Source organism: Bacteroides thetaiotaomicron VPI-5482, from assembly GCF_000011065.1.
In the GTDB taxonomy this organism is placed as follows: Bacteria; Bacteroidota; Bacteroidia; order Bacteroidales; family Bacteroidaceae; genus Bacteroides; species Bacteroides thetaiotaomicron.
Genome location: NC_004663.1, coordinates 819,978 through 840,666 on the forward strand (window position 1 = coordinate 819,978; position 20,689 = coordinate 840,666).

The following is a 20,689-nucleotide window of genomic DNA, read 5'->3' on the forward strand; positions in this document are numbered from 1 at the left end:
AGTAAAAAAGAGAGTTTGTTGACTGAAAAAGTCAATAAACTCTTTTATGAGAATATATCATTGCAAGATAATATAATCTTATCCAAACAAGGATATTGTCAATTAGACCCCGAAATGCTATTATATACTAAAGACAGAGATAGCATACATTTGTCTGAGATCAAAAGAAAAGAATATACGCTTGTTTTAAGATATTCCACTCAATGTTGTTCTACTTGCGTAGAGGATATTTTGAGAAAAATGAGAAAATTTGAAGAACAATATCCTGATATTGACATCTTATTGTTTACAACTTATCGGGTACAAATTGAAAAAAAAGATTTTCAACGGATTTGTAGATTTTTTCCTAAAGTCTATAATGTGTTTTCACTAGGAATACCTCTTGATGAAGAGGTAGTTCCCTACTTGTTTGTCTTAGATAGAGGTATGAGAGTAATTGATACTTTTATTCCTGACAAGGATTTACCTAAATTAACCAATCGTTATTTTGAAAGAATTACGACGACTTTATCAAGGAATAAAGCATACAACTATAAGTATTATAAAAAAGAAATATAATGAAACTAATCTTTACGCTTATCTTTACTGCATATAGCATTGCCGCTATACCTATATCTGTAACGAAAGGGCCTGATGGGATAAAAATACATTGTCTCAACTCTGCAAATAATCCTTTGCTAGGATCTCCTGCTTACAAAAATGTGAGAATTGTTGAACTGGAAAAAGTTCCTTTTTTCCAGCGGATAAATAATATCCGGAAACTGGAAATGAATGATGATTATTTATTTGTCCAGACATCTGAAAAGCTATATACCTATACCTTAAACGGTGAATTAATGGCTGAAATCGGAAGAAAAGGCGAGAGGGAAGATGACTATAGTGAGCTAAGTACATTTTATATTGATAACAAGAAGAAACAAATCACCATTATTGATGGTGTTCAAAACAAATTGATCAATTATAATTTTTGGGGAAACTATATGTTTACAGATACTATTTCTGAAGGTGCTTTCAAATGGTGCTATCAAACTTTATTAATTAATAATAATCAATTGTTGAATTATCATGGGATGAGCATGGATAACACAGAACCTTATTCTTTATTCGACCTGACCAAAAAAGAAGTCATCAAACGATACTTTTCATATCAGCCGATTACTTTGGGCAATTATGTGTATCCTTTTTCTTGGCATCCAATGACACGTGCAGATAAAGATATTGATGTAATTATGCCATTATGCGATACGGTATACACATATTCAGCTGCATCGTCTTCTTTCCAGCCAAAGTATATTATCGAAATGACTCAGAAAATGGCGCCTAAAAATAAAATCAGAAAGAATACGCCCTCTTATAGTGGAGATTTATTAAAGTTGGATCAGCAGGGGTACTTCACCGGATTTGACGGAATTTATGAGACTGATACTAAAATTTTGTTACAATATATGTATGGTATAACTTTAGGATATTTCTTATTTGATAAATATACTAAAACAGGTAGTTTTTATCTGTATTCACAAAATGATAAAGGCAAAACATTCCCTTTTAATGTAATCGTTCATTCCTATAAAAATGAATTTGTTGCATTCGGAAAAGGGAAGGAGTTACGCTCATTAACTCATATAAAAGACAAAAAGGTCCGAGAAAAAATAGAAAGTCTGGGAGATAATTCTGCATGCTTAATTTTTTATGAACTTGAATAAGAATAGAAAGCAATGAAGCGGGCATTAAAAAAGTTTGGTTGGGCATTATTGGGACTTTTCATATTGTTCCAGATTTATTTTTCAGTCAGAGTATACTGGCTGGTATCTTGTACGATTCCGACTTATTCAATGTCTCCCACCTTGGTTGGTGGAGATTACATACTTGTTTCTGTGCAAATTCCCGGACGTAGAATATACAAGAAAGATCCTTTACGGCCGGAACATTATCTTATTCATCGAAGGAAAGGAGCACATGGCGTGAAGAAGGGAGACGTGGTAGTATTCAATTTTCCATACGCAAAACAGAATGAGAAAATGATTCTGTGTGATGAAGTGTTTTATTGTAAACGTTGTGTGGCACTTCCTGGAGAGATATATCAATGGAGGACTAATGAAGGAACAAAAACTGTATATCTGCCTAAAATAAATGATACTATACGAATTGATACTACTAACTACAGTGATTACTATAAATGTATTGAATATGAAACGGGATTACCTGTGAGAGTATCTGAAGAGGGCAAGGTGTATCTTGCAAATACTTTACTGGAAAGTTACTGTTTCCGACACGATTACTACTTTATGCGGGGAGATAATGTAAATGATTCGTATGATTCCCGCTATTGGGGGGTATTACCCGATGATTTTATTTTAGGAGTAGGGAAATGTATCTGGTTTTCCAGAGATCCTAAGACCAAACAGATAAGATGGAATAGAATATTTAAAACAATATAGGATGATGATGAAATATATAAGATTAATAATTCCTTGTATTGTGCTTGCTTCGGTATTCGTTGCATGTTCATCAGCTGATAAACGGTTGGAATATGCTCTCTCTTTTGCCGGAGATAATCGGGGAGAGCTGGAAAAGGTTTTGGAACATTATGGACAGGAACCTGAAAAGTTGGAAGCAGCACGTTTCCTCATCCGAAATATGCCTCATTGGTATGCTTACGAAGGGTGGCAGCTGGATTCTGTTCGTCAAATGCTTGCATTGAGAAAGTTGGATAAGGAATCGATTAAGAAATGGAAGCAAGTTTCATTTTACTCTTTACCTAAAGTTTATGATGCACAGGTAATTACTAGTAATTATTTAATAGAGAATATAGACCTGGCATTCAAGGTATGGAAGAAATATCCTTGGAACAGAAGTCTTGACTTTGATGATTTTTGCGAATTCATCTTGCCTTACCGCATTGATAATGAACCTTTATCATCGTGGAGAAAACTTTATTATGAACATTATACTCCCATTCTAGACTCTCTTTATCATGGAGAAGATGTGGTGTATGCTTGTCGGATGGTATGCGGAGAATTGAAGAAACGAGAGTTGTATTATTTTACAGAACTTATTATACCACACATGGATGGAGAATTTCTGTATCATCATCGTATTGGCTATTGTAGAGAATCATGTGATATAACACTGTATGCTATGCGCGCTTGTGGCATTCCAGTTGCAACTGAATTCTTCAGATATTCTCCCGAGTATCAGCATTATCATACATGGAATACATTACGGGATACAACAGGACGTTTCATTCTATTTGAGCCCGGAAAAATTGATCCAACACGAGATAAGATAACTACGGATAACAGAAAGAAGGGGAAAGCATATAGATATTGTTTTGGTGAACAAAAATCAACGGCTTTACTACTTAATGTAAAGGATATAGGAATACCTAAATTTTTCAGGAATTCCTATATAAGAGATGTAACTGCCAATTATTTTGGTGAAAACGAGGTGACGGTACCTATACAAAAAGAAGAACGATATATTTACTTGGGGGTATTTCGTCCGAATGGATGGATACCTGTAGATATGGCGATAAGTAACGGAGATAAGGTGACTTTCCATAACCTTGAGCCTAATATCATTTATCAAACGCTCATTTTCGATGGTAAGCAGTTGCATCCGGCTGGCTATTCGTTTATTTTCAGAAATGGCAAGGCCGAGTTGCTTGAACCTGACAGGATAAATAGAGAGGAAGCTGTGTTGAAGAGAAAGATGTCTATCAAACCAACTATCTCCGAATGGTTATATAGATCAACCAGAGGCGCTAGGATAGAAGCAGCCAATGATACTACTTTCAGACAAGCTGATTTATTATATCAGATTAAAGATTCGTTTACAACTAATTATTATGAGTTCTGTCCGTTGCATTCGCATCAGAAATATAAATATATTCGTTATGTTCCTCCGGTAGGCACTAGAGTCGAGTTGGCGGAGTTGGCTTTGTATGAAGATACTTTAGGTAAGGCGAAAATTTCTATGCATGCGATGACTTCTTTGAAACCGATTGACAAGATAGGGAACATTACAGATGGTAATATTCTAACTTATTTTCAGGCAACTGATATGACATCCGCTATTACTTTTAAGTTAGAAAAAGAATCTTCCATCAGTAGGATAACTTTTTCTCCCCGTAATGATGATAATTATATTAGTCCGGGCGATGTCTACGAATTGTTTTATCAAGATGGAGTGTCTGGTTGGCAATCTTTAGGAATTCAGACTGCTGTTACTCGGGAGGTCCGTTATATTGTACCGAAAAATGCATTGTTGTGGCTCAGAAACCTTACGAAAGGGCGGGAAGAACAAATATTTATTTATAGAGATAAAAAGCAATATTTTACGATTGATATAACTACTGACTCATTTAATCGCAATAAAATAAATGAGTGAAGAAAAAAATGACTGTACAAACTTGATTAATAGATATTTTTGTCTAAATTTGGCAAACATGATACAAACTTACATACAGTATACAAGAAATTATATGTGAGATAATTAGAATAAACAAACCAATAAATACGATGAAAAATAATTTTACATGGTTTTTACTGTGCCTTGCATGTATGATGACGCTCTCTTGTTCCGACAAGAAGAATACTGCAGATGAATCGGAGAAAGGCGTCTCCACAGTCCTTCCAGATACGAAGAATGAAGTAGCTGTTCAGATATTGAAGAAGCGTGATTTTCATCACGAACTGGTGAGTAACGGCAAAATCAGTGCCCGTGGCAAAGCCGATCTGCGTTTTGAAACCGGTGAAGTCATCGCTCATATCTATGTGAAGAATGGCGACCGTGTACAGAAAGGGCAGAAACTGGCTGATCTGGATAAATTCCGTCTGGAACAGAAATTATCCCAGTCGGAAGATGCTTTACTGAAAGCCGAACTTGAATTGAAAGACGTACTGATCGGGCAGGGATATTCTCCTGACGACTTTAGTAAAGTCCCTGCCGAAACAATGAAAATCGCCAAAGTAAAAAGCGGGTATGAACAGTCGAAATCCCAGTATGAACTGGCGAAAAGAGAGATGGAGCATGCTACGTTGATTGCTCCTTTTGACGGTGTAGTAGCTAATTTATTTTCAAAGCCTTATAATCCGGCAAATACTTCTGAAGCATTCTGTACTATTATCGATTCCAAAGGAATGGAAGCTGATTTCACAGTGCTGGAAAATGAACTTGCTTTTATCAGGATGGGAGATAAAGTGGTAATTACTCCTTATGCCGGAGGAGATGCGTTTGAAGGCAGTGTATCAGAGATAAATCCATTGGTGGATGCCAACGGCATGGTGAAAGTGAAAGCATTGGTAAATGCGGGAGGAAAACTGTTCAGCGGAATGAATGTAAGGGTAAGTGTCCGCCGTTCGCTGGGAGAGCGGCTGGTTATTCCGAAGAGTGCCGTTGTATTGCGTTCCGGCAAACAAGTGGTATTTACCCTGAAAGACGGCAAGGCAATGTGGAATTATGTGAATACGGGACTGGAGAATGCGATAGAATGTGTCGTCTCCGACAAGTCACAGAAAGGTATCGAGGATGGTCTGCTGGAAGGAGATACGGTGATCGTCACCGGAAATCTGAATCTGGCGCATGAGGCGGAAGTCTATGTTAAATGAAGAATTAAGAATTAAATAATGAATCTATGATAAAATTCTTAATTCAGCGCCCTATTGCCGTATTGATGGCCTTTACCGCCTGTTTCATCATCGGACTGGTGACGTACTCTACGCTGCCTATATCGCTGCTTCCCAATATCGCTATTCCTGAGATTACGGTACAGGTGGCGTCTGCCAATACCTCTGCCCGGGAATTGGAAAACACGATTGTCAAACCTTTGCGGGGGCAGTTGATTCAGGTCTCTACCCTGAAGGATATTCATAGTGAATCGAGAGACGGGGCGGGCATTATCCGCTTGTCATTTGAATATGGAACGAATACCGACCTTGCCTTTATCGAGGTAAATGAGAAGATAGATGCCGCCATGAACTATCTTCCGAAAGAAGCGGAACGCCCGAAGGTAATCAAAGCGAGTGCAACGGATATTCCCGTATTCTATCTGAATCTGACACTGAAGAATGACAGTGCTTACGGAGCTACGGAACAGCACTCCTTCCTTGAATTGTGTGAGTTTGCCGAGTCTGTCATCAAGCGCAGGATAGAGCAGCTTGAAGAAGTTGCCATGGTGGACGTGACCGGAATTTTGGAACGGCAAGTACAAATTGTGCCCGACAAGGACAAGCTCGCCATGATGGGACTCTCCATTGGAGATATCGAATCGGCTTTATCCTCTAATAATGTGGAACCGGGCAGCATGACAGTGCGCGACGGGTATTATGAATACAATATTAAATTCTCGACATTGCTGCGTACAGCGGAGGATGTGGAAAATATCTATCTGCGTAAGGGCGACCGCATCGTACAGTTAAAAGACTTCTGCAAAGTAAGCGTCGTACCTGTAAAGGAAAAAGGAGTATCCCTGTCCAATGGAAAACGGGCGGTGAGCCTTGCCGTCATCAAACAGGCGGATGAGAACATGGATAAGATGAAGCAGGCGCTGGTTGGCACGATGACCTATTTTCAGTTAGTATACCCGGAGATCGATTTCAGCATCAGCCGTAATCAGACGGAACTGCTGGACTACACCATCTCTAATCTGCAACAGAATCTCTCCCTGGGCTTTCTCTTTATTTGTCTGGTAGCGGTTCTGTTTCTGGGAGATGTAAAGTCTCCTTTGGTTATCGGACTCAGTATGGTGGTGTCCATCGTGATCAGTTTTGTCTTTTTCTACCTTTGCAATATGTCTCTCAATATCATTTCACTTGCCGGATTGATCCTGGCATTGGGAATGATGATTGACAGTTCGATTATTGTGACTGAGAATATATCGCAATACCGTGAACGGGGATACTCCTTGCGCCGTGCTTGTGTGACGGGAACCAGTGAAGTGGTCACCCCCATGCTGAGTTCTTCTCTGACAACTATTGCCGTCTTTGCCCCGCTGATTTTTATGAGCGGTATTGCAGGCGCTATTTTCTTTGACCAGGCTTTTTCCGTCACTGTAGGACTGATGGTGTCTTATCTCACCGGTATCATGCTGCTTCCCGTGCTTTATCTGCTGGTTTACCGGACAGGTGTCCGCACCCGGAAATGGAAGTGGCTTTCTTTCAAATTTAATAACCCGATCAAGGATCACACGCTGGACCGCTTCTATGATGCGGGTGTTGACTGGGTATTTCGCCATAAAACGTTCAGTGTACTGTTCTGTGTGATTTCCATTCCGCTTTGCGTATTCTTCTTTTTCTTTATAGACAAAGAACGGATGCCCGATATCGAGGAAAATGAACTGATCGCCCGGATAGAATGGAATGAGAATATCCATGTGGATGAAAACAAACGACGGGTGGATGAACTTTTCAAGGAACTGAAAGATGAAGTACTGGAGCAAACAGCCTCTATCGGCAGACAGGATTTCATTCTCAATCGGGAACGGGAACTGTCTTCTTCCGAAGCGGAACTTTATTTCCGTACGGAGACTTCCAATGCTATTGCCTCTTTGGAACAGGCGGTATACCGGAAACTGAAGGAACGTTATCCGCTCTCTGTCATTTCTTTCTCTCCGCCGGAAACGGTATTTGAGAAACTCTTTGTGACGGGTGAACCGGATGTGGTGGCGGAATTTTACACCCGTAATAAAGCGGAAGCCCCCAAAGCGGAAGCAATCCGTAGCGTTGAACAGGAACTGGGACGAAAAACCGGAATCAATCCGACAGGTATCGCCTTCGAAAACCAGTTGAATCTGAGTATCAGCAAAGAGAAACTCTTGCTCTACCGTGTTTCCTACAACGAACTGTATCGGGTACTGAAAACGGCTTTCCGGGAAAACAGTGTGACGATGCTGCACTCTTATCAGCAGTATTTGCCGATCAACATTGCCGGGGATGAAAAGACTGTGAACGAGGTGTTGCAGGAAACACTGGTGCAGACGCAACCGGACAACCGTGGGAATGTCGATTTTATCCCGCTTCGGGAATTGATCAACGTAGCTCCCGCCGAAGACTTGAAAAGTATTACTTCCGGACGTAACGGCGAGTATGTCCCGTTCGACTTTTACGGCGTGCAGGATGCGAACCGGCTGATGCGTGAAGTGAAACAGGTGGCGGAGGAAACAGGGGACTGGGATACGGGCTTCTCCGGCAGTATCTTCTCCAACAAGGAGATGCTGGATGAACTGGTCGTGATTCTGTTGATCTCACTGCTGCTGATGTATTTCATTCTTGCCGCACAGTTCGAGAGTTTTCTGCAGCCGTTGCTGGTACTGGCGGAAATCCCGATTGATGTGGCATTTGCCTTACTCTTGCTTTGGATATGCGGGCATACGCTGAATCTGATGTCTGCCATCGGTCTGATTGTGACCTGTGGTATTGTAATCAATGACTCTATTCTGAAACTGGATGCGATCAATGAACTGCGCAAGGCAGGCGTTCCTTTGCTGGAAGCTATTCACGAAGCAGGCCGCAGGCGTCTGCGTCCGATTATCATGACTTCGCTGACGACCATCTTTGCCATGGTGCCGTTGCTGTTCTCCTCGGATATGGGATCGGAACTGCAAAAGCCGTTGTCTATCGCCATGATAGGCACGATGTCCATCGGTACGGCGGTCAGCCTCTTTATCATACCGCTGCTTTACTGGTTTATCTATCGGGGAAAAAGCGGGAATCACAAACCAAATGAAAAACATGTTGAATTATGAAGAAATCATCCGTTCTTTTTGTATTGATGGCAGCATCGGGGATATGTTTCTCTTCAGTATATGCCCAGAAACGTCTGGTGCTGGACTTGAACCAGACTATCGCTTTAGCTAACGACAGTTCGCTGGAGTCATTCCGCACACAAAATATGTATCTGTCCGGTTATTGGGAATACCGGACGTACCGGGCAAACCGTTTGCCGAGTCTGACAATGGACCTTACCCCGGCACAATATAACCGGGATATCACGAAACGTTATGATTCGGGACAGGACCTGGATGTCTACCGTACGCAACAGTCATATTATGCCTATGGAGGATTAAGTGTCCGTCAAAATCTGGACCTGACCGGAGGTACGTTCTATCTGGAGTCGAACCTTGCCTATATGCGTAATTTCGGGGATAATAGTGCGACACAGTTTACCAGCGTCCCGATACGGCTCGGTTATTCGCAGAGCCTGGTCGGGTATAATCCTTTCAAATGGGACCGGAAGATCGAACCGCTGAAATACGAGCGTGTGAAAAAGGAATTTCTTTATAATGTGGAAAAGGTTTCGGAAACGGCGACGAATTATTTCTTTTCGCTGGCGATGGCGCAGGCGGAATACAAACTGGCAAAGGAAAACCTCGCATCTACGGATACTTTGTACCGCATCGGACAGCAACGGCACCGGATCGCCGCTATTTCACAGGCGGACCTGTTGACTTTAAAGCTGGATAAAGTGAATGCACAGAATACATTGCAGAATAGGGCAAGCGCCTTGAAACGGGCAATGTTCTCACTGGCATCTTTTCTGAATCTGGATAAGAATACCCAGATCGAACTGGAGCTTCCTTCACGCCCAAGTATGATGGAGATTCCGGTGGATGAGGCTTTGAGATGGGGAAGGAGCAATAATCCGCAGTTGCTGGAACTGAAGCAGAATGTACTGGAAGCGGAGCGGAATGTGGACAGAACAAAGAAGGAATCCCGTTTCAATGCCAGCGTGAATGCCAGTATCGGTTTCAACCAGGTGGCGGAAAACTTCGGAGATGTGTATCATAAACCGATGCAGCAGGACTTGGTAGCGGTCAGCGTATCGATTCCGCTGCTGGACTGGGGCGTTCGTAAGGGCAAATACAACATGGCACGGAATAATCTGAATGTAGTGAAGATTTCGGCACGTCAGGATGAGATCAGTATTGAGGAGGAAGTCATCATGACGGTGAGTGATTTTAATATCCAGCAGCAGTTGATTGCCAGTGCGGAAGAAGCGCTGGACCTGGCGATACTGGCTTATAATGAGACAAGGCAACGTTTTATTATCGGTAAAGCGGATATTAATAGTCTGACGCTTTCGCTCAACAGGCAGCAGGAGGCGCAGCGCAACTACATTTCTGCCTTGCAGAACTACTGGCTGAATTATTATAAAATACGTCGTCTGACTTTATTCGATTTTGCTACGAAGCTTTCTCTTTCGGATCGTTTCGACTTTAATGGAGGAAGACTGATTAGATAGTAATTTCTTTTGGGATATAGACAAATGAATCATGCAAGATATAGGTTCTGAAATTAAAAAGTCATCAAAGGCTTCCGCTTTTACGCTCATTGTCGCTTTTATCAGCGTGGCGTTGGTCGGGCTGGCACTTGTTCCGTTGCTGCCGGTGAAGCTGAATCCGTCACGGACCTTACCCGGATTTTCTGTATGGTTCGGCATGGGAGGGACTTCGGCACGTGTCGTGGAGATGACGGCTACCAGCAAACTGGAGGCGATGCTTGCCCGTGTCAAGGGAATACAAAGCATATCTTCGACTTCCGGCAATGGCTGGGGAAGTATAAATGTGAGTCTGGACAAGCATGCAGATGCGGCTGTCGCACGTTTTGAGGCTTCGACCATCATTCGTCAGACTTGGCCGGAATTGCCGGCGGGAGTTAGTTACCCGTACATTCAGATGGCAAGTCCGGAGCAGAAAAGTCAGGGACCTTTTATCGCATTCACGATTAATGCGCCTGCCACTCCCAGTCTGATTCAGAAGTATGCGGAGGAACATATAAAGACACGCCTTGCGCAGCTTCCGGGAATCTATAAGATAAACGTCAGCGGAGCCACACCGATGGAATGGCGTCTGGAGTATGATTATGAGCAGTTGCGTGCGTTGGGGGTGAGTACGGATGAAATTAGTCAGGCAGTCGGTCTGCATTATCAGAAAGAGTTTCTGGGGACTTATGATGTGGAACAGGCGGCTTCGGGCAAGGAATGGATTCGGTTGGTGCTGATGCCCGAACATGATAACCGGGAGTTTGACGCCGGGCAGATACAGGTGAAAGTGAAGGATGGGAGAACCATCCGCTTGGACGAACTGGTGAAGGTCGTCCGTATGGAAGAGCAGCCTCAGAGCTATTACCGGATCAATGGGCTGAATTCGATTTATCTGTCTGTTGTCGCTGAAGAGGCGGCTAATCAGCTGGAACTGAGCAAAAAAGTACAGGCGTGTATGGATGATATCAGACTGTCGCTTCCGGCGGGATACGAGATTCATACCAGTTATGATACTACAGAGTTTATACATGACGAGCTGAACAAGATTTATTTGCGTACGGGAGTGACGGTGGCTATCCTGCTCTTGTTTGTACTGCTGATTACTTTCAGCCCCAAATATCTGTTTTTGATTGTCACCAGTCTGACCGTGAATATGGCAATAGCCGTTATCTTTTACTATGTCTTCGGACTGGAAATGCAGTTATATTCTTTGGCGGGTATCACGGTTTCACTGAACCTGGTGATTGATAATACGATTGTGATGAGTGATCATTATCTTCGATGTAAAAACCGGAAGGCGTTCATGTCTGTATTGGCGGCTACACTGACAACAATGGGAGCGTTGGTCATCATCTTCTTTCTGGACGAGAGGATTCGTCTGAATCTGCAGGATTTTGCCGCAGTGGTGATGATTAATCTGGGAGTTTCATTATTGGTTGCTCTGTTCTTTGTACCTTCTTTGATTGATAAAATCGGGTTGAAACGACGCAGGAAGTCTTCTCTGACCGGAGTGAAGAGAAAATGGAAAATGGGGAATACCCGTTTCTTAGGATGGCTGCGTTCGAAGATGCGAAGGGGGCCGGTCTATTTCAGTCATTTCTACAGGTGGCTGATACAGAGGCTTTGCCGCTGGAGAGTAGCGGTTTGTCTGTTGCTGTTGCTGGCATTCGGATTACCGGTCTTTCTGTTGCCGGAAAAGATGGATGGGGATGGCAAATGGGCAGAGATTTATAATAAGACACTGGGGACTCCTACCTATAAGGAAAAGGTGAAACCGATAGTGGATAAAGCGTTGGGAGGAAGTCTGAGGCTGTTTGTGCAAAAGGTGTATGAAGGGAGCTACTTTACCCGGAATGAGGAGGTGGTGCTTTATGCCAACGCCAATTTACCGAACGGCAGTACGCTTGAACAGATGAATGCACTGATCAAGCGAATGGAAACTTATCTGAGCGAGTTCAAGGAGATCAAGCAGTTTCAGACATCGGTAGAAAGTGCCCGCAGGGCATCTATCAGCATTCGTTTCACAAAGGAAAATCAGAAAAGCGGGTTCCCATATACGCTGAAAGCTAACATGATCAGTAAAGCTCTCCAGTTGGGGGGAGGAGATTGGAGTATTTATGGATTACAGGATCAGGGATTCAGTAATAGTGTACGCGAGAATGCGGGATCATTCCGGGTGAAAATGTACGGATATAATTATGATGAACTTTATAGCTGGGCTACAAAACTGAAAGAGGTCTTATTGTCTCATCGCCGTATCAGGGAAGTTACGGTCGGTTCCAATTTCTCGTGGTGGAAGGATGATTATCAGGAGTTTTATTTTGAGCTGGATAAACAACGGATGATCGGAGCGGGGATCGGAGCCGGAGAACTGTTTGCTGCTATTCGTCCCATATATGGGCGGAATCAGGAAATCGGTTCCGTTGTTACCGAAGATGGAACGGAAAAAATCAAACTCTCTTCCCGCCAGTCGGATCAGCGGGATATATGGGCCATGCAGTATTATCCTTTCCGTGTAGGCGATAAAGAGTATAAACTGGCGGAACTGGCTAAGGTAGAGAAGGGACAGATGCCGCAGGAAGTGGCGAAGGAGAATCAACAATACCGCTTATGCCTGCAATATGAGTATATCGGTGCGTCGGAACAGGGAAATAAGTTGCTGAAAAAAGACCTGGAAGAGTTTAATGAACTTCTTCCGATGGGATATAAGGCGGAAGCGGAAAGTAATAACTGGTCATGGGGTGGAGGTGCCAACAAACAGTATCGCTTGCTCCTGATTGTGATTGCTATCATTTTCTTTATTACAAGCATTCTGTTCAATTCGTTGAAACAGCCGTTAGCGATCATCTTTGTCATTCCGATCTCTTATATCGGTGTGTTTCTGACGTTCTACTGGTTCAAGTTGAACTTTGACCAAGGTGGTTTCGCTTCGTTCATTCTGCTCTGCGGTATCACAGTGAATGCCAGTATTTATATTTTAAATGAGTACAATGCGATTCGAAAACGCTTTCCCTGCCTTTCTTCTCTTCGTGCTTACGTGAAGGCATGGAATACGAAAGTGATCCCCATTTTTCTGACGGTTGTTTCTACCATCCTTGGCTTTATCCCCTTTATGGTGGGAGCAGAGAAAGAAGGTTTCTGGTTTCCTTTGGCTGCAGGTACTATCGGTGGATTGGTAATGTCCGTGATCGGCGTGTTTATTTTCTTGCCGGTACTGACTTTGAATAAAAAGAAGATGATGGTGAAGAAGCCTTGAAGAAATAAATTAGCTATTAGCATATTTCGATTAGCTAATAGCTAATTTGTTTTTGCTAATAGCTAATCGAAATAAGGTATAGGAGATAATTCACCAGTTATTTCCTGCATTGCTGCTGCCGATCAGCATTTCTACCCGTTGCTTATACAAGTTGGCTCCCTCAGCGATGTTCTTTCCCGCATCTGCGGTTCCCATTCCGTAAACAACAACAGGCGTTTGCCACGACATCCCCGAATGAATGGCACTAACCTGATAAGGACGTAAAAGCTCATCCACTGTGAAGCGGTTTCTGCCTCCGCTACGGTATGCTTCATATTCGGAACCTGTGGTGGTTACTACTGTCAATGGTTTCCCGGCTACTGCCGGAGTCTTGGAAAGGAAGGTGAATACTTCGTCCTGCCATTTTTTGAGCAATGACGGCGCAGCCATCCAATGAAAGGGAAATTGATAAATGAGGGCGGAAGCATCGGAAATGATTTTGCTCCATTCGTCAACATCAAAAGAAGCGCCTTGCTGGTCGTAAAGATTGAATACTGCTACGCCTTCAATATCACTCACAGCATCAATCAGTGCTTTGTTTGCTTGTGATTCCTTCATATTGGGATGCGCCAGGAGAATCACCACTTTTCTTAAATCTTTATTCATAATCAATCGGGTATTTAGGATGAAACAACTACATCTATAATATAAAGGTCTAAAAATAAGAAAAAGTTTTCGAAACTCAATATCTTAATTAAAAATAAAAGAATCTCTCTTTGCTTTTGAATTTGTATTTTTGCAGGCACGTCCGTAAGGCGTTATTTTAGATAATAAATTTATATATGATAGATTTCACCCAATTTCCTTCTCCTTGCTATATTATGGAGGAAGAACTCTTGCGAAAGAACCTGTGTCTGATAAAAAGCGTAGCCGACAGGGCAGGAGTAGAGATTATTCTCGCCTTCAAGTCATTCGCCATGTGGCGTTCATTTCCGATATTCCGCGAATACGTGGAGCATTCCACAGCAAGTTCTGTGTATGAAGCGCGTCTGGCATTGGAAGAATTTGGAAGTAAAGCCCATACTTATTCTCCTGCGTATACGGAACAGGATTTTCCGGAAATCATGCGTTGCAGCAGCCACATCACTTTTAATTCAATGGCACAGTTCCGTCGTTTCTATCCGATGACAGTGGCCGAAGGAAGCGGAATCTCCTGCGGTATCCGTGTGAATCCCGAATATTCGGAAGTAGAAACAGAACTTTATAATCCGTGCGCACCCGGTACCCGTTTCGGAATGACCGCCGACTTATTACCGGATACCTTGCCCAAAGGAATCGAAGGTTTCCATTGTCATTGTCACTGCGAATCTTCTTCTTTCGAGCTGGAACGTACTTTGCAGCATCTGGAAGAGAAATACTCCCGCTGGTTCCCGCAAATTAAATGGCTGAATCTGGGAGGCGGGCATCTGATGACCCGAAAAGATTATGATACAGAACATCTGATTAAATTATTGCAAGACCTGAAAGCACGATATCCTCATTTGCAGATCATCCTTGAACCCGGTTCTGCTTTTACATGGCAGACAGGAGTCCTGACTTCGGAAGTGGTAGATATCGTTGAGAGTCGCGGTATCAAGACGGCTATTCTGAATGTGAGTTTCACCTGCCACATGCCCGATTGTCTGGAAATGCCTTATCAGCCTGCCGTTCGTGGTGCGGAGATGGGGAATGAAGGAGAATTTATTTATCGTTTGGGAGGTAATTCTTGTTTGAGTGGTGATTATATGGGATTATGGAGTTTCGATCATGAGTTGCAGATCGGAGAACGGATTGTGTTCGAAGATATGATTCACTATACTATGGTCAAGACAAATATGTTTAACGGAATCCATCATCCCGCCATCGCTTTGTGGACAAAAGAAGGGAAAGCGGAAATATACAAGCAATTTTCTTATGAAGACTATCGGGACCGAATGAGTTGATAATCAAAACAATTGTTTGTTTGCGGAAACAAAGTGTGCAGATTCTTGTGAAAAAAAGATGCAGAATGTTTGCAGAATTACGGAAAATCCCTACCTTTGCAACCGCAAACGAAAAAATGCGGAAATAGCTCAGTTGGTAGAGCATAACCTTGCCAAGGTTAGGGTCGCGAGTTCGAGTCTCGTTTTCCGCTCATGTTTCTTTGAAATGTTGGAAATATAATCTTTGCCCAGGTGGCGGAATTGGTAGACGCGCACGTTTCAGGTGCGTGTGTCGAGAGGCATGCAGGTTCGAGTCCTGTTCTGGGCACAAAGATTTTAACTTTAAAATTCTGGAGAGGTGGCGGAATTGGTAGACGCGCTACTTTGAGGGGGTAGTGACAGTTATGTCGTGGGAGTTCGAGTCTCCTTCTCTTCACAGTCATTAAAGTTATTTGCGGAAATAGCTCAGTTGGTAGAGCATAACCTTGCCAAGGTTAGGGTCGCGAGTTCGAGTCTCGTTTTCCGCTCATGTTTCTTTGAAATGTTGGAACTAAATTTTGCCCAGGTGGCGGAATTGGTAGACGCGCACGTTTCAGGTGCGTGTGTCGAGAGGCATGCAGGTTCGAGTCCTGTTCTGGGCACAAGAAATTCAGATTTCTGAATGGAGAAAATTTAGTTTGCGGAAATAGCTCAGTTGGTAGAGCATAACCTTGCCAAGGTTAGGGTCGCGAGTTCGAGTCTCGTTTTCCGCTCAAAGTAGTGAGGTTGTCAGTCGATAAGATTGGCGACCTCTTTTTGTAATTACGAAAGTCGATGTACTTCCCCCAAAAAGAGTGTCATCGACTCACACAGACCTATAATTAATTTAAGAACTTGTGATATGTTAACACAAATCATTAATGCGCGCATCCTCACCCCTCAGGGCTGGTTGAAGGATGGGTCCGTACTTATTCGTGATCATAAAATTCTGGAAGTGACTAACTGCGACCTGGCGGTTATCGGAGCAAAACTGATTGATGCCAAGGGCATGTATATCGTTCCGGGAGGAGTAGAAATTCATGTTCATGGCGGTGGTGGAAGAGACTTTATGGAGGGGACGGAAGACGCCTTCCGGACAGCGATTAAAGCTCACATGCAACACGGAACTACCAGTATTTTCCCCACACTTTCTTCTTCTACTATTCCTATGATCCGTGCAGCCGCAGAAACAACTGAAAAGATGATGGCAGAGCCGGACAGTCCCGTACTCGGCCTGCATCTGGAAGGACATTACTTCAATATGGAGATGGCAGGCGGACAGATTCCGGAGAATATCAAAAATCCTGATCCGGAAGAGTATATCCCTTTGCTGGAAGAAACCCATTGCATCAAACGTTGGGATGCGGCACCGGAACTTCCGGGGGCTATGCAGTTCGGAAAGTATATCACCGCAAAAGGCGTATTGGCATCTGTAGGACATACACAGGCTGAATTTGAAGATATCCAGACTGCGTATGAGGCAGGATATACGCATGCTACACATTTCTACAATGCTATGCCCGGATTTCACAAACGGAAGGAATATAAGTATGAAGGTACGGTAGAAAGTATTTATTTGATTGATGATATGACAGTGGAAGTCGTGGCCGATGGCATTCATGTGCCTCCTACCATTCTTCGTCTGGTCTATAAGATAAAAGGAGTGGAGCGTACGTGCCTGATCACTGATGCGCTGGCTTGTGCGGCAAGTGACAGTAAGACTGCTTTTGATCCGCGTGTCATTATCGAAGACGGTGTGTGCAAACTGGCAGACCGCTCTGCATTGGCAGGAAGTGTGGCGACGATGGACCGTCTGATCCGTACGATGGTGCAGAATGCTGAAATTCCTTTGGCGGATGCTGTGAGGATGGCTTCCGAGACTCCGGCCCGTATCATGGGAGTGCTCGACCGCAAAGGTACGTTGGAACGTGGCAAGGACGCGGATATTATTGCTTTGGATAGAGATCTGAATGTAAGAGCGGTCTGGGCGATGGGACAATTGGTAGAAGGTACAAACAAGCTGTTTTAACGACTAAAAAAGAAAACGATGTTAACTCAAATAATCAACGGTAGAATACTTACTCCGCAAGGCTGGCTGAAAGACGGCTCTGTATTGATTTGTGATGGAAAAATATTAGAGGTAACCAACAGTGATCTGGCAGTTATCGGTGCAACAGTGATTGATGCGAGAGGAATGACAATCGTACCGGGATTTGTCAGTATGCATGCGCATGGTGGCGGCGGCCATGATTTTACCGAAGCAACGGAGGAGGCTTTCCGTATCGCAGCAACTGCTCATTTGAAGCATGGAGCTACCGGCATATTTCCTACTTTGTCATCTACTTCGTTTGAGAGGATATATCAGGCGGTCGATGTTTGTGAGAAGCTGATGAAGGAACCGGAGTCTCCGATTCTCGGTCTGCATATCGAAGGGCCTTATCTGAATCCGAAGATGGCAGGAAGCCAGTATGACGGTTTTCTGAAAACTCCCGATGAAAATGAATATGTGCCGCTGTTGGAACATACTTCCTGTATCAAGCGCTGGGATATCAGTCCCGAATTGCATGGGGCACATGATTTTGCAAAATACACTCGTTCCAAGGGAATTATGACAGCCGTTACTCATACGGAGGCTGAATATGATGAGATTAAGGCAGCGTATGCGGTAGGATTCTCGCATGCTGCTCATTTCTATAATGCGATGCCCGGTTTTCATAAACGTCGCGAATATAAATATGAAGGTACGGTAGAGAGTGTATATCTGACAGATGGAATGACGGTAGAAGTTATTGCAGACGGTATTCACTTGCCTGCTACTATTCTGAAACTGGTTTATAAACTGAAAGGGGTAGAGAATACTTGTCTGGTGACTGATGCGTTGGCTTATGCTGCCAATGAAGGGAACGAGCCGATTGATCCGCGTTATATTATTGAGGACGGAGTATGTAAGATGGCGGATCATTCTGCATTAGCCGGTAGTCTGGCGACTATGGATGTGTTGGTTCGTACGATGGTGAAGAAAGCAAGTATTCCTTTGGAAGATGCTGTGCGTATGGCTTCCGAAACTCCTGCCCGTCTGATTGGTGTGAGCGATCGGAAAGGGGCATTGTCTAAAGGTAAAGATGCTGATATTGTGATACTTGATAAGGAATTGAATGTACGGTGTGTCTGGTCGATGGGAAAAGTTGTTCCGGGGACTGATAGATTGCTGCATAAATGATAAGTGCTATCTGTTAAATCTGAAAATAGAAAGTCCGAACCTTTAAATTGCAAAAAGCAATTGGGATTCGGACTTTTTCAGTAAGAAAAGTAGTAATGTGAGTACTCTATATTCTATTTTATCATGAAAATAGAGTCGTTTCTATAAACTCTTTCAATTGAACCTTATTCATTGTACCGAGTTTCATTATCGGTTTGCCATTCACCGGGCAAAGCAAAAGGTTGGGAATTGTCCGAATCTTGAATGCACTTTCCAGTTCCTCTTCCTGATCGACGTCTACTTTATAAATGTCCAGTCTCCCTTTATATTCTTCTGCTAATTGGTCCAATATGGGTGATAATGCCTTGCAATAACCACACCATGGAGCATGAAAATCGACTAAACAAGGTTTATTCCCTTTATATTCCCAATTATCCGGATAAGATTGATAATCAGCAACTTTCTCAACAAAGCTTTCTTTGGTTAAATCTATAATTTTCATATTTCCTGTTTTTAATGATTCATTATTTATTTCTACTTTGCAAAGATAGGGGTATGGTAGAGAAAGAGGGATAGCCATTCTTCCTGTTGTGTTTACAATTTTTCCTTTCCTTAGATATTTTCTAATCAAATTCTAATCTGAAATGAGAGCCTTATAATCGCTTTTATCCAGCCTCTACCGTTGCAGAGTTGTACTTTTGTCGGAAAACAAATTAAGGTAACAAAAAGATTGCGATGAACAGAGCATTTTTATTTTTACTATTTCTTCTATTGGCAGGAAAGATGTGTGCGCAACAGGTTGCAGGCACATTGACACTGAAAGAAGCAGAGCAGCGTTTTTTAGAGCGCAATTTATCGTTGATAGCCGAGCGGTACAATATCGACATGGCACAGGCGCAGGTATTACAAGCCAAATTGTTTGAAAATCCGGTCATTTCGCTGGAACAGAATGTCTACAACCGATTGAACGGGAAGTATTTTGATTTTGGAAAAGAAGGGGAAGCTGTTGTTGAAATAGAACAGGTGATCCATCTTGCCGGTCAGCGGAACAAGCAAGTCCGGCTGGAAAAAATCAATAAGGAAATAGCTGAATACCAGTTTGAAGAAGTAATGCGGACGCTCCGTCAGGAATTGAATGAAAAGTTTGTAGAAGTCTACTTTCTTTCTAAGTCCATTGCCATCTATGAAAAGGAAGTAAATTCCCTGCAAGTACTTTTGGGCGGAATGAAAATTCAGCAGGAAAAGGGAAACATCTCTTTAATGGAAATTTCCCGTCTGGAATCCATGCTCTTCTCCTTGAGGAAAGAGAAGAACGAACGGGAGAATGATTTACTGACTACCAGGGGAGAACTGAATTTATTACTGAACCTTCCGGAAGATACACAAGTTCAACTCTCATTAGACGAAGAAGTACTGCAACAACTGGACCTGTCGCAATTATCATTTGCAGACCTGAAAGCAATCATCAATGAACGGCCCGACCAAAAGATTGCCCGAAGCACAGTGAATGCCTCCCGTGCAAATCTGAAACTACAGAAGTCAATGGCCTTTCCCGAGTTCTCTGTGAAAGGGAATTATGACCGTGTAGGAAACTTTATCAATGACTATTTCGCGATAGGAGTAAGCCTGTCCGTACCTATCTTCAACCGTAATCAGGGAAATATCAAAGCAGCCCGCTTCAGTATCCAGCAGGCGGGAGTGCAGCAGGAATATGCTGCCAATCGTGCCGATATGGAACTCTTCACCGCTTATACGTCTCTGGAGAAAGCGACTCAACTCTATCAATCCACTAATATGGACCTGGAACGTAACTTCGAGAAATTGATCACAGGAGTCAATGAGAATTTCACCAGAAAGAATATCAGCCTGCTGGAATTTATCGACTATTATGACAGCTATAAAGAAACCTGTATCCAACTATACGAGATAAAGAAAAACGTATTTCTCGCTATGGAAAACCTGAATACAGTTGTCGGACAAAATGTATTGAACTACTAATAAACCGACCAATATGAA

Annotated in this window: 14 protein-coding genes and 6 tRNA genes; 18 read left to right on the forward strand and 2 right to left on the reverse strand. The window is 43.0% G+C overall.

Features of this window, described 5'->3' with window-relative positions; all coding sequences use genetic code 11:
• The first annotated feature begins 18 nt into the window (after positions 1 to 18).
• From BT_RS03295 to BT_RS03330, 8 genes are all read left to right on the forward strand, one after another.
• Positions 19 to 558, forward strand: a complete 540-nt coding sequence (locus BT_RS03295) for a hypothetical protein (protein ID WP_162303151.1) — start codon at positions 19 to 21, stop codon at positions 556 to 558.
• Positions 558 to 1,703, forward strand: a complete 1,146-nt coding sequence (locus tag BT_RS03300; protein ID WP_011107387.1) for a 6-bladed beta-propeller — start codon at positions 558 to 560, stop codon at positions 1,701 to 1,703. The genes BT_RS03295 and BT_RS03300 overlap by 1 nt, the downstream gene beginning before the upstream one ends.
• 12 nt (positions 1,704 to 1,715) lie before the next feature.
• On the forward strand, positions 1,716 to 2,438 hold the full coding sequence (gene lepB / locus BT_RS03305) for a signal peptidase I (RefSeq protein ID WP_011107388.1): 723 nt from the start codon (positions 1,716 to 1,718) through the stop codon (positions 2,436 to 2,438).
• Between the two features lie 7 nt (positions 2,439 to 2,445).
• On the forward strand, positions 2,446 to 4,389 hold the full coding sequence (locus BT_RS03310) for a hypothetical protein (protein ID WP_055229875.1): 1,944 nt from the start codon (positions 2,446 to 2,448) through the stop codon (positions 4,387 to 4,389).
• Positions 4,390 to 4,520: 131 nt separating this feature from the next.
• The gene (locus BT_RS03315) at positions 4,521 to 5,609 is read left to right on the forward strand and encodes an efflux RND transporter periplasmic adaptor subunit (RefSeq protein WP_011107390.1); all 1,089 of its coding nucleotides are present in this window, start codon (positions 4,521 to 4,523) and stop codon (positions 5,607 to 5,609) included.
• Between the two features lie 26 nt (positions 5,610 to 5,635).
• Entirely contained in the window at positions 5,636 to 8,743 is a 3,108-nt protein-coding gene (locus BT_RS03320) for an efflux RND transporter permease subunit (protein ID WP_011107391.1), read from the forward strand.
• Entirely contained in the window at positions 8,740 to 10,239 is a 1,500-nt protein-coding gene (locus tag BT_RS03325; protein WP_008761349.1) for a TolC family protein, read from the forward strand. The genes BT_RS03320 and BT_RS03325 overlap by 4 nt, the downstream gene beginning before the upstream one ends.
• 31 nt (positions 10,240 to 10,270) lie before the next feature.
• A complete protein-coding gene (locus BT_RS03330; protein ID WP_011107392.1) occupies positions 10,271 to 13,516 on the forward strand; it encodes an efflux RND transporter permease subunit in 3,246 nt (1,081 codons plus the stop codon).
• Positions 13,517 to 13,606: 90 nt separating this feature from the next.
• On the opposite strand, the gene BT_RS03335 is transcribed toward BT_RS03330, so the two are convergent.
• Positions 13,607 to 14,161: an NAD(P)H-dependent oxidoreductase gene (locus tag BT_RS03335; RefSeq protein ID WP_008761351.1), complete on the reverse strand. Its 555-nt coding sequence runs from the start codon at positions 14,159 to 14,161 to the stop codon at positions 13,607 to 13,609.
• A 176-nt stretch (positions 14,162 to 14,337) separates the two neighbouring features.
• Between BT_RS03335 and nspC the strand changes: the two genes are divergently transcribed.
• The 9 genes from nspC to nagA (BT_RS03380) all read left to right on the forward strand — a co-directional run bounded on the left by nspC (position 14,338) and on the right by nagA (BT_RS03380) (position 18,694).
• Positions 14,338 to 15,477: a carboxynorspermidine decarboxylase gene (gene nspC, locus BT_RS03340; protein WP_011107393.1), complete on the forward strand. Its 1,140-nt coding sequence runs from the start codon at positions 14,338 to 14,340 to the stop codon at positions 15,475 to 15,477.
• 118 nt (positions 15,478 to 15,595) lie between these two features.
• Positions 15,596 to 15,668 (forward strand) — tRNA-Gly (locus BT_RS03345).
• Between the two features lie 34 nt (positions 15,669 to 15,702).
• Positions 15,703 to 15,784: transfer RNA gene (locus tag BT_RS03350), tRNA-Leu, on the forward strand.
• A gap of 24 nt (positions 15,785 to 15,808) precedes the next feature.
• A tRNA-Leu gene (locus BT_RS03355) sits at positions 15,809 to 15,892 on the forward strand.
• A gap of 18 nt (positions 15,893 to 15,910) precedes the next feature.
• Positions 15,911 to 15,983, forward strand: a tRNA-Gly gene (locus BT_RS03360).
• Positions 15,984 to 16,015: 32 nt separating this feature from the next.
• A tRNA-Leu gene (locus BT_RS03365) sits at positions 16,016 to 16,097 on the forward strand.
• Between the two features lie 38 nt (positions 16,098 to 16,135).
• A tRNA-Gly gene (locus BT_RS03370) sits at positions 16,136 to 16,208 on the forward strand.
• A 128-nt stretch (positions 16,209 to 16,336) separates the two neighbouring features.
• Positions 16,337 to 17,503, forward strand: a complete 1,167-nt coding sequence (gene nagA / locus BT_RS03375; RefSeq protein WP_008765558.1) for an N-acetylglucosamine-6-phosphate deacetylase — start codon at positions 16,337 to 16,339, stop codon at positions 17,501 to 17,503.
• An 18-nt stretch (positions 17,504 to 17,521) separates the two neighbouring features.
• On the forward strand, positions 17,522 to 18,694 hold the full coding sequence (gene nagA / locus BT_RS03380) for an N-acetylglucosamine-6-phosphate deacetylase (RefSeq protein WP_011107394.1): 1,173 nt from the start codon (positions 17,522 to 17,524) through the stop codon (positions 18,692 to 18,694).
• 121 nt (positions 18,695 to 18,815) lie between these two features.
• Here the strand turns inward: nagA (BT_RS03380) and BT_RS03385 are convergent, their stop codons facing one another.
• Complete coding sequence (locus BT_RS03385; RefSeq protein ID WP_011107395.1) at positions 18,816 to 19,175, reverse strand: thioredoxin family protein; 360 nt, start codon at positions 19,173 to 19,175, stop codon at positions 18,816 to 18,818.
• Between the two features lie 233 nt (positions 19,176 to 19,408).
• Here BT_RS03385 and BT_RS03390 point away from each other — a divergent pair, with 233 nt between their 5' ends.
• Positions 19,409 to 20,671 (forward strand): TolC family protein, encoded by a 1,263-nt coding sequence (locus BT_RS03390; RefSeq protein WP_011107396.1) that lies wholly within the window; start codon positions 19,409 to 19,411, stop codon positions 20,669 to 20,671.
• The last annotated feature ends 18 nt before the right edge of the window (positions 20,672 to 20,689 follow it).

Excerpts from the sequence above, each read along its gene's own strand:
- BT_RS03300 (WP_011107387.1), top strand. The coding sequence starts at position 558 with ATGAAACTAATCTTTACGCTTATCTTTACTGCATATAGCATTGCCGCT.
- lepB (WP_011107388.1), top strand. The coding sequence starts at position 1,716 with ATGAAGCGGGCATTAAAAAAGTTTGGTTGGGCATTATTGGGACTTTTC.
- BT_RS03310 (WP_055229875.1), top strand. The coding sequence starts at position 2,446 with ATGAAATATATAAGATTAATAATTCCTTGTATTGTGCTTGCTTCGGTA.
- BT_RS03315 (WP_011107390.1), top strand. The coding sequence starts at position 4,521 with ATGAAAAATAATTTTACATGGTTTTTACTGTGCCTTGCATGTATGATG.
- BT_RS03320 (WP_011107391.1), top strand. The coding sequence starts at position 5,636 with ATGATAAAATTCTTAATTCAGCGCCCTATTGCCGTATTGATGGCCTTT.
- BT_RS03325 (WP_008761349.1), top strand. The coding sequence starts at position 8,740 with ATGAAGAAATCATCCGTTCTTTTTGTATTGATGGCAGCATCGGGGATA.
- BT_RS03330 (WP_011107392.1), top strand. The coding sequence starts at position 10,271 with ATGCAAGATATAGGTTCTGAAATTAAAAAGTCATCAAAGGCTTCCGCT.
- BT_RS03335 (WP_008761351.1), bottom strand. The coding sequence starts at position 14,161 with ATGAATAAAGATTTAAGAAAAGTGGTGATTCTCCTGGCGCATCCCAAT.
- nspC (WP_011107393.1), top strand. The coding sequence starts at position 14,338 with ATGATAGATTTCACCCAATTTCCTTCTCCTTGCTATATTATGGAGGAA.
- nagA (WP_008765558.1), top strand. The coding sequence starts at position 16,337 with ATGTTAACACAAATCATTAATGCGCGCATCCTCACCCCTCAGGGCTGG.
- nagA (WP_011107394.1), top strand. The coding sequence starts at position 17,522 with ATGTTAACTCAAATAATCAACGGTAGAATACTTACTCCGCAAGGCTGG.
- BT_RS03385 (WP_011107395.1), bottom strand. The coding sequence starts at position 19,175 with ATGAAAATTATAGATTTAACCAAAGAAAGCTTTGTTGAGAAAGTTGCT.
- BT_RS03390 (WP_011107396.1), top strand. The coding sequence starts at position 19,409 with ATGAACAGAGCATTTTTATTTTTACTATTTCTTCTATTGGCAGGAAAG.